General features: G+C 56.7%; 8 protein-coding genes. 5 read left to right on the top strand and 3 right to left on the bottom strand.

The genetic code is table 11. From position 1 onward, the window contains the following. Positions 1–229 precede the first annotated feature (229 nt). The 3 genes from Q0520_RS11395 to Q0520_RS11385 are packed head-to-tail and all read left to right on the top strand — an operon-like array spanning position 230 to position 4,296. Positions 230–1,066, top strand: a complete 837-nt coding sequence (locus Q0520_RS11395) for an AAA family ATPase (RefSeq protein ID WP_342765273.1) — start codon at positions 230–232, stop codon at positions 1,064–1,066. Between the two features lie 9 nt (positions 1,067–1,075). After that, on the top strand, positions 1,076–3,505 hold the full coding sequence (locus Q0520_RS11390) for a methyl-accepting chemotaxis protein (protein WP_298670191.1): 2,430 nt from the start codon (positions 1,076–1,078) through the stop codon (positions 3,503–3,505). Positions 3,506–3,507: 2 nt separating this feature from the next. Next, on the top strand, positions 3,508–4,296 hold the full coding sequence (locus Q0520_RS11385) for a protein-glutamate O-methyltransferase CheR (protein ID WP_298670190.1): 789 nt from the start codon (positions 3,508–3,510) through the stop codon (positions 4,294–4,296). 174 nt (positions 4,297–4,470) lie between these two features. On the opposite strand, the gene Q0520_RS11380 is transcribed toward Q0520_RS11385, so the two are convergent. Beyond that, entirely contained in the window at positions 4,471–4,977 is a 507-nt protein-coding gene (locus Q0520_RS11380; protein WP_298670188.1) for a hypothetical protein, read from the bottom strand. A gap of 106 nt (positions 4,978–5,083) precedes the next feature. Continuing rightward, complete coding sequence (locus Q0520_RS11375; protein WP_298670186.1) at positions 5,084–5,329, bottom strand: hypothetical protein; 246 nt, start codon at positions 5,327–5,329, stop codon at positions 5,084–5,086. A 146-nt stretch (positions 5,330–5,475) separates the two neighbouring features. Between Q0520_RS11375 and Q0520_RS11370 the strand changes: the two genes are divergently transcribed. Both Q0520_RS11370 and Q0520_RS11365 read left to right on the top strand, forming a co-directional pair. Beyond that, a complete protein-coding gene (locus Q0520_RS11370; RefSeq protein WP_298670184.1) occupies positions 5,476–6,069 on the top strand; it encodes a hypothetical protein in 594 nt (197 codons plus the stop codon). 174 nt (positions 6,070–6,243) lie between these two features. Next, positions 6,244–7,323, top strand: a complete 1,080-nt coding sequence (locus Q0520_RS11365; RefSeq protein ID WP_298670182.1) for a hypothetical protein — start codon at positions 6,244–6,246, stop codon at positions 7,321–7,323. A gap of 89 nt (positions 7,324–7,412) precedes the next feature. Here Q0520_RS11365 and Q0520_RS11360 read toward each other — a convergent pair whose 3' ends face one another. Then, positions 7,413–8,456, bottom strand: a complete 1,044-nt coding sequence (locus Q0520_RS11360; protein ID WP_298670180.1) for a two-component regulator propeller domain-containing protein — start codon at positions 8,454–8,456, stop codon at positions 7,413–7,415. Positions 8,457–8,549 lie beyond the last annotated feature (93 nt).

Below are 8,549 nucleotides of genomic sequence, written 5' to 3'. Positions count from 1 at the left end.
CGGCCGAAGGGCTGGACTACATGCTGAAACTGGTTGCGTTCTGCCGGAGAGAGGGGGAGACGAGAGTATTCTCCCGTCCGGACTGCGGGAAAGTCTCGGTCTTCAGGGTATGATCACTCCAGATCCAGGGAGAGAAACAGATATTGCCGCGTAAGGGCCCACAATTAATTAAGAAAATATGCATGATCGGGGCGGATGTAATATACAGGCATATATATCTGGATTGTAAATTCTCATAGGAGGTGAAAAGATCCCACGCATCGCATTTGCCCACCATAAGGGAGGTACAGGCAAGACGACGTCATGCCTCAATATTGCGGGGTACCTTCAGGCAGCGGGCCAGAGTGTGCTTGTCGTCGACTGCGATCCGCAGGCGAATGCAACCACAGGTCTTGGCATCGTCCCGGGTTCGACCGAAAAGACAGTCTATGACCTCTTCATGAGACGGTTCGACGGCTATCCCGACGTCTCAACCGAGGATGTCGTCGTCCAGACCGCTTCGGGCATCGATCTCCTCCCCTCGTCCCTCGACCTCGTCGGCGCCGAACCTTTCCTCTATACCATCGAAGACCGGGCGTCTGTCCTGAAGACCGCGCTCGACGAGATCGCAGGCGCATACGATATGGTCCTCATCGACACCCCGCCGAGCATGGGCCAGCTCGTCATCAACGGCCTTGTCGCGGCCGACCACGCAATTGTCACGCTGGACCCGGGCATCTTCTCGCTCGGCGGCGTCAGCACCATGAAGACGATCTTCCAGGACGTCCAGACCTGCGCAGGAGGGACGGTCAGCCCGGAAATCGCAATCATCAGCCCGGGGAGCAGAGAGCCTGCGCCCGGACACGGGTTTTTTTCCTCCCTCTTCCACCGCTTTTTCCCGGCCGACGAACCAGACGGGATCGAGGCCGAAGTCGCAAAGACATTCCTGCGGGTGGAGAGAGTGCCGTACTCCCCCGAAATCCCGATGGCCCAGAAAGAGGGCCTGCCCATCTCCCACTACGCTCCCGACTGCCCCGCGGGGCGGGTGTACCGGAATATCGCGGCCTTTGTCGGAGGCTGGAACTGAGGGGCAGTCGTGAAGGTGATAGAGATGATCTCAGATAAACCAGGAAGAATGGCATTGTTTGCCGCTCCGGCGGCGATACACGCTACCGCCCGTGACCAGACAGGGGAGGGGATCGGCGAGGGTATCCAACCGATCCTCGAAGCCCTGAACAGTGCCCTGGCCGGCGACACCTCCGCCTCCCTCCAGGGGAAGGAGGTCCCCGAAGCCCTCTCCGAACTCGGGACGGCCGTCGAAGCGGCGATCTCGCACATCCGCGAAGTCCAGAAGGAGACCGAGAAGGTCAGGAAGGAGCACGAAAGCGAGATCGAGAAGGTCAGGAAGGAGCACGAAAGCGAGATCGAGAAGGTCAGGAAGGAACGCGAGGCAGAGACCGAGAAGGCCAGGAAGGAAAACGACGCGGCGATCGCACGTCTCCACGAGGTCGAAGAAGAGACCGAGAAGGCCAGGAAGGAGCACGAGGCCGAGATCGCACGTCTCCGCGAGGTCCAGGCCGAGACCGAGAAGGCCGGAAAGGATCGTGAGGCCGAGGTCGAGACCCTCAGGAAAGAGCGTGCCGAGACCCTCGACGGCAAAAACGCCCTTGAGGCCGGGATGAATGTTATCTTCGGCGAGAACCCCATGCCGATGGTGCTCGTCGACCGCCACCTCCAGGCCCTCGACCTCAATGACGCCTACTGCACCCTGATGGGCGACACCCGCGACCACCTCCTCAGGGGGACCGGGAAAAAGATCGCGATCAAGCGCCTCTCCGGCGAGGGAAACGGCGCCGTCTTCTCGCGGGGGAGAAAGACACGCGCCATGCTCGAAGTCACCGTCGGGGAGAAGAAAAAGACCGTGGAGGAGTTCGGCATCCCCATCGCCGGCGGGTCGGGGCGGATCGAGAAGGCGCTCTTCGTCTTCTACGACCTCACCGATACGAAGAACGCCGAGGCGAACCTGAAGGCGGAGATGGCGAAGATCAAGGACCTCCAGATCCGTTCCCAGACCATCGTGGACGAGAACCCCATGCCCATCCTGCTCCTGAACAAGAAATTCGACGTCGTCGCTACAAACGAGGCATATGCCTCGATGTCAGGGATCAGGAAGGAGAACCTGATCGGCATGAGCGCCCGGTCGTTCCGGGTACTCGAACAGAAAGGAGCAGGCCTGAAAGAGGCAATTCAGCAGAAGCGGCGGTGTTACGGCGAAGTCACCGTCGACCTCCCTTCAGGCGTGCACATCCTCGAACAGTACGGCATTCCGATCTATGGCGGCAACGGCGACCTGACCGACCTGATCGTCGTCTACAACGACATCACCGAGCGCCGCAAAGAGGAGGAGACGATCAGGACCCTCATGACCGAAGCAGAAGAGCGGGCAGAACAGTTCGAGAAGAACGCAGGGGAACTCGGTGACGTCCTGAAGATGGTCGCGCAGGGCGACATCTCGCAGGAGGCCGCAATCGGCGACGGCGACCTCCTCGCCAGGGTGAAAGAGGACTACAACATGTCCCTCGTGAAGTTCAGGGAGATCCTCGCCGACGTCAACAGCGCCGTGGCCGTCGTGGAGTCCACCTCCAGAGAGACAAGCCGCGGGGCCGCCGACATCGCGAAGGCCACCGAACAGGTCGCCCTCGCCACCCAGCAGTCCTCGGAAGGAACACGGTCGCTCCTCCAGGAGATCGAAGAGATCAGGCAGCAGGTCACCGACCTCTCGGCCTCCATCGAGGAGATCGCCGGGACGACGCAGGACGTGATGAACAGGGCCGTCTCCTCCTCGAAGGTGGGCCGCGAAGGTGCCGAGATAGGGAAGGTTGCGTGCAAGAAGATGGAGGTCGTCAGTTCCATCTCAGAACAGAGCGTCACCGAGATCACCGACCTCAACACCAAGATGCACGAGATCACGAAGATCGTCAAACTGATCAACGAGATCTCCAACCAGACAAACCTCCTCGCCCTCAATGCAGCTATCGAGGCCGCCAGAGCGGGTGAACACGGCCGCGGCTTCTCTGTCGTCGCAGGGGAGATCAGGAACCTCGCCGGAGACTCGAAGAGTGCAAGCGAGCACATTGAAGACCTGATCGCCTCGATCCAGAAAGACAGCGAGAAGACTGCAGAGTCCATGCGGTCTTCGCACCAGGAGATCCAGGACGGAATCGAGAGCGTCAACGCGGCGATCTCCGCCCTGACAGAGATCAGTGCCGAGATCGATGTCGCCGCCCAGACTGTCACCGAGATCACGAGGGCCACAGACGCCCAGGCCCAGGCGACGAACACAGTCATGGAGATGATCGTCAGGGCATCGGATAACACGAAAAAGAATCTCAGCCGGGTGGAAGACATGGCCGCCCTTGCAGAGGAGGTCAGCGCCTCCACTATGGAGGTCGGGAGTGCCGCGCAACAACTCACCGCCCTCTCCACGGATCTGAAGAAGAAAATGGACCACTTTACGATCACCTAACTATGGACGACTTTGCTGCACTCAACAGGACAATCGAACGTATCGTCGGCATACGGACATCCCAGTACAAGGAAGACTACATCAAGCGGAGAGTGCTCTCGCGGATGCGGATCTCGGGGAACGAGACCTTCGACGAGTATCACCGTTACCTGATCTCCCATGAAGCGGAGAAGGATGACCTGAGGAACGCCCTCACCATCAACGTCACCGAGTTCTTCCGCGACCCGGAGGTCTTCACGGCCGTCGGGCAGAAGGTGCTCCCTGAACTCCTGAAGAAAAAGAGCAGGATCAGGATCTGGTGCGCCGGTTGTTCGACGGGCGAAGAGGCCTACACCTATGCGATGCTTGTGCGGGACCTCATGCTCACCCACGAGGTCGACTGCACGATCACTGCCACAGATATCGACAGGGTCGTGCTTGAAAAGGCAAAAATCGGCGTTTATGATGGGAGGTCCCTGAAGAACATGACCGAGTCGCAGATAAAGCGGCACTTCACCCTGCGGGACGACGGGAAATACGAGGTGAAGCCCGAGGTGAAGGCCCTTGTCAGGTTCTCAAACCACGACCTGATGTCGGGCGTCCCGGCCGCACGCTTCCTTGACCTTGTCTCCTGCAGGAATGTGACCATCTACTTCAACGAACAGCAGAAGACCGACCTCGCCCTCCTCTTCCACGACGCTCTCGCACAGGGGGGGTATTATGTGATGGGCAAGACCGAGTATCTCGGGCGGGACGTCGAACACCTCTTCACACCCTTCGACTCCCTCCAGAAGATCTACACAAGAGCATGAACCATCCTCTTTTTTTTCGAGCGGATCGATCCGGGAAAACTGATACCCGGGTGAGGGACTGCCGTCGAAAAACGACGTTTATCTCATGCTCGCCGGCACCCGCCGAGATCGGATCGATCTCGGCAGAGAGGGATCAGAGACCCACACCACACGGGCCCCCGGGGAAGAGTGCATTCAGGCAATTCTCGGGAAAGTGCCGGGAGTGCTTTTGAGGACAATCCCCTGGTCGATCAGAACGCGGGCCGGCAGGCGGAGAGAAACAGCGTAGGACCTGCCCGGGTAGACCTCTTTTACGATCCTGAGCGAACAGTGGTCAAGTTCGCCGACAAAAACAACGTCATAGTGCTTCTCCGCCTCAAGATAATACGCCGTCATGGAAGCGACAGGATCGCCCACACCGTTGCTGAGGATATGGTCGGAGAGAAGAGAACCTATGAAAATGGGGGCGTCAATGCTCTCGCCGTCAACGACCAGGTGGCACTGCGTGGTCTCGGTGGTGCGCATGAGCAGGTACTCGCACTCGATATCGACCCTGTGTGAATCCTGGACAAGCATGGCAACATTCAGGAAATTCAGGAGCATATCGTAAAACTGGACCTCGTCCTTCTCTCTCCTGATCGCCAGCGCCTTTACGGCGAGGTCGCGGACAGAAAGAGGGAGTTCATCTTCCGCTTTGATCAAATTCAGGAGTTCGAAACGCCCGGATATCGTCGAAAGGATAGAGGTGAGCGCGTTATACTGACGGTAAAAGTCCCTCTGAAAGGAAGGGTTGGGAGAACCCTGATCTTCAGCCATTCTTCTCATCATGAGGTGAGACCTCAACCTTTGAGAGTCTTTGCATCATTTCCTTGCGTGTGCTGGCTCTCTGAATTTCTGCAAAAACGACGAGAAAGTTTGCGACAATGACGACAATGACGAGAATAATGCTCATCCCCAGCAGAACCCCCTGCGCCGAGAGGAATGCAGCCCACAGGAGAGCCACAGACGAGATCAGGTACAAAAAGATCCAGGTCCTGAGATCGGGGATTTCCATAATGAATAAAGAACAGTTATTTCATATATAGATTTTGATTTTGCCAGTAGTTTGCATACAGACAATATGGGAATAGAGTATGTATTCAAATTCATTTACGAGAAAAATGGGAATATTTTTCATTCTTAAATGCAGATCTATGATGCATGGCATCTGGAGATCTTCTGAGCGTCGCGGCAGGTGTGGGGATTGTCATCATCCTTGCCTGTATCACCCACCCGGGATGGTTCTCTCTCCCTGCGGCACCCGAAGAGAATACCTCCGCAGTCGTCCCGCCCGTCCCGACCATCGAGGTGCCGCAGACCCCTGCACCTTCGGTCCAGGTCCAGAGACTGACCTATGTAAAAAATCCAGCCCGTGAATATGAGGTCCATCTGATACCCGAAGACAATGTGGGCCGTCTCGAAGCATCAGACCCGCCCTGGCAGGAAACAAATATCAGCGTGTTCGCGTCCCTGGAGGCGTCGCGCGGCGGCGCCACAGAGACCTTCACCGTGCCCTACCCGCTCTGGAGGATCAACTGCACCGTGGAGAATGGCAGCAGGCCTGAATCTGCAGGCATCAGCGTGCTGCTCGTCGACGCAGAGGACAGCACGATCGTCGACGGCGCGGAGATCAGAGGTCCGGGAACGGTTATCAAAAACATCGAAGTCTCGGGGAAGCCATATTACCTGGTCGTCAAGACACAGAATTCGGACCCCTTCAGGATCACCCTGGAAACGAAGACCCGGTATCTCTGAATACATGGTGGGTTTCATTCAGGGACAAAAATCAATTTCTTAAAATTTAATAAGATATATCCGTATCATCTAGTATGCGCGGCGAGATGCTCTCCGACGCGATCCAGTACGAGAAGATCGAGATACTCAAACTGGATTTCTTCGGGTATATCGAGAAAAATATCACAAAGATCGATGAGAAACTCCCTGTTTTTTTTTGGCCATGTAGTATCTGCGCTGGAGTCATCGTTCCCCGACCTCGACGACGAGAGTTACAACACCTTCATCGACTCGATCTGTTTCAAGATCCTTGACACCCCGGGCCGCGCATCAGACCCCGAACAGGTCGAACGGGTGATCGAGAGCGCCACCCGGCTAAAAAAAGGGAAAAATCCCAGGTCGGGCCTTGAAGTTATTGCAGGCCTGAAATTGATGAAGTCAGGGGACTTCGAGCATGCCATACCATACCTGACCAGGTATCGCTCACAGGACCTCCTGGTCCACACATCTCTTGCGTTCTGCTATTACGCACTGTCGCTCAGCGAAGTTGCCAGGTCCAGGATCATCCCCCGTGCCCCTGGCGAGATGGAACTGCGGGCGCGGGAGCAGATGGCAGAGGTCGCCCGTATCCACAGGGATGCAGATTCAAAAATACCCTTTAAGAACAGTCCGTGGCTTGTGCGGACATTCTGGCTGATGATCTCCTGCGCTATCGAATGGTTCCCCAGTGAACGGGCCTTCATCAAGATTGGTCTTGAAAAAGCAAAAAGAGACGGGAACCGCGAGATGAAAGACCAGATCCTGAAAGTTGCCCAGAACCGTTTTTTCCAGGACAGAGAATTCCTTCAGGAGGCTTTTGATTCTGCTATCGAAGAAGGGGACGGTGGAAGGGCCGCCGGTGTCGTGAAGCAGATGATCCAGCAGTACCCTGAGAGCGCCGAACCCTTCTACTTCGGGATGCTCCTCTCCCTGCGGACCACCACGCGGTCAGGCTATCATACCTTCAGGAAACAGGCGATAGAGAAACGCATGCCGCCCTATATTGCCAGCCTCCTCGACATCGCCTTCTCCGCCCTCTCAGGACGCGGGACCGAGTCCTATGTCCGGATCAGGGACATGAAGAAAAAATATCCCTCGATGGACTACTACCTGACTCCTGTCAACTACCTGGCACACGAGATTTCATCGGAGGATGAAAAGCAGGTGAAAAAAGCAAAGAAAGCACTGATCGATTCCATAGATGCTTATTGCAGAGAGACGCTGAAGGCGCGGTAGGCAAGAGAACCTATCTCACCAGGATATAAAAAATGGGAAAGATATATTTTGCACTCTCTCTTCTCTCCCGGATCACTCGATCCAAAAAATTAAAGAGAAAATTGAGGGGCGCCCTCATAACGCTTGAATATTCCCTCGAAGTTGAAATGAAGCCGGCCCTGGGTGGCATTGTCGGGATAATAATACCCGATTGCCGTTGGTGTCGAGAACCAGCACCTGCCCGTGGAGTCCACGAAGACAGACTTTATGACGTTTGACCAGATGCCGTGGGCCCGGTAGACATTGTCGAGGACTGATCCGTCTTTCCACTGGAACAACCCGTGGTCGGTCGCAACCCAGAGAGAACCGTCAGGGGCAGGACTGACGTCGTTGATCTCGCCGACAAAGATCCCGAGGTCGCCCGCTGAAACGATTGCTGTCTCCAGACCGTCCCCGTCCAGGTGAGCGACACAACTCCGGTTGAAGAGGTAAACCCCGCCGAAGGGGTCTGTGACCGCACCTGTAAACCCGGTCACCCGACGGCCACCGGGCATAACAGGATTAAAGCCAGCACTCGCATCCTCCCCAATCGCAAAGACGCCATCGACCTGAGAGATGCAGTACAATGTCCCGGATGCCGGGTCGAGGACGATGTCATCCAGTGCATATGTCTGCGGCCCGCCGGAGAAAGGCTTGAACCAGGTCCAGGACCCGTTCTCCAGCCTGTGCACCCCGGCATTGCTCGTCTCGATCCAGAGGGCGTCGTCCCAGCGCTGGAGACCGATGACGATCGGGTTCTTGAGGTGCTCCTGCCCGGCCACCGTCTCGAAGACAGGGCCGTTCATCCGCTGCAGACCGGCGGGAGTCCCGATCCAGAGCATACCATCAGGCCCGTAGGCGATGGAGAGAATAAAATCGGAGATGAGCGTGTCTTTTCTGAATGCAGGAGGAGTGTGATAAGTCGTCCAGGTGCCATTATAGAACGTCAGGCCCGTGGACGTCGCGAAAACGACCTCCCCCTCAGGGCCATTGGTATAATCATTCACCAGATACGTCGAATAGGTCGAGGTCGACGGCGAGACGATCACCAGCTCGGCAGAGACAGGGGCCAGGAGAAAAAGAAGAAACAGGACGGAGACTACATCTCGGAGCATGTCCCGTTCGCCTTTCTGACCGTGATCTTTCCGTGGTCCTGCGGGAAGTACAGCACCGACCGTCCCACTTTCCCGCCGACATCCTCGGATATA

It is taken from the genome of uncultured Methanofollis sp., assembly GCF_937919355.1.
In the GTDB taxonomy this organism is placed as follows: domain Archaea; phylum Halobacteriota; class Methanomicrobia; order Methanomicrobiales; family Methanofollaceae; genus Methanofollis.
The sequence above is the reverse complement of the archived record's forward strand: the minus strand, read 5'-3'. Positions and strand labels throughout refer to the sequence as shown.

Coding starts and splice junctions, on each gene's coding strand:
- Q0520_RS11385 (WP_298670190.1), top strand. CDS start 3,508: ATGGACGACTTTGCTGCACTCAACAGGACAATCGAACGTATCGTCGGC.
- Q0520_RS11375 (WP_298670186.1), bottom strand. CDS start 5,329: ATGGAAATCCCCGATCTCAGGACCTGGATCTTTTTGTACCTGATCTCG.
- Q0520_RS11370 (WP_298670184.1), top strand. CDS start 5,476: ATGGCATCTGGAGATCTTCTGAGCGTCGCGGCAGGTGTGGGGATTGTC.
- Q0520_RS11365 (WP_298670182.1), top strand. CDS start 6,244: ATGAGAAACTCCCTGTTTTTTTTTGGCCATGTAGTATCTGCGCTGGAG.
- Q0520_RS11360 (WP_298670180.1), bottom strand. CDS start 8,456: ATGCTCCGAGATGTAGTCTCCGTCCTGTTTCTTCTTTTTCTCCTGGCC.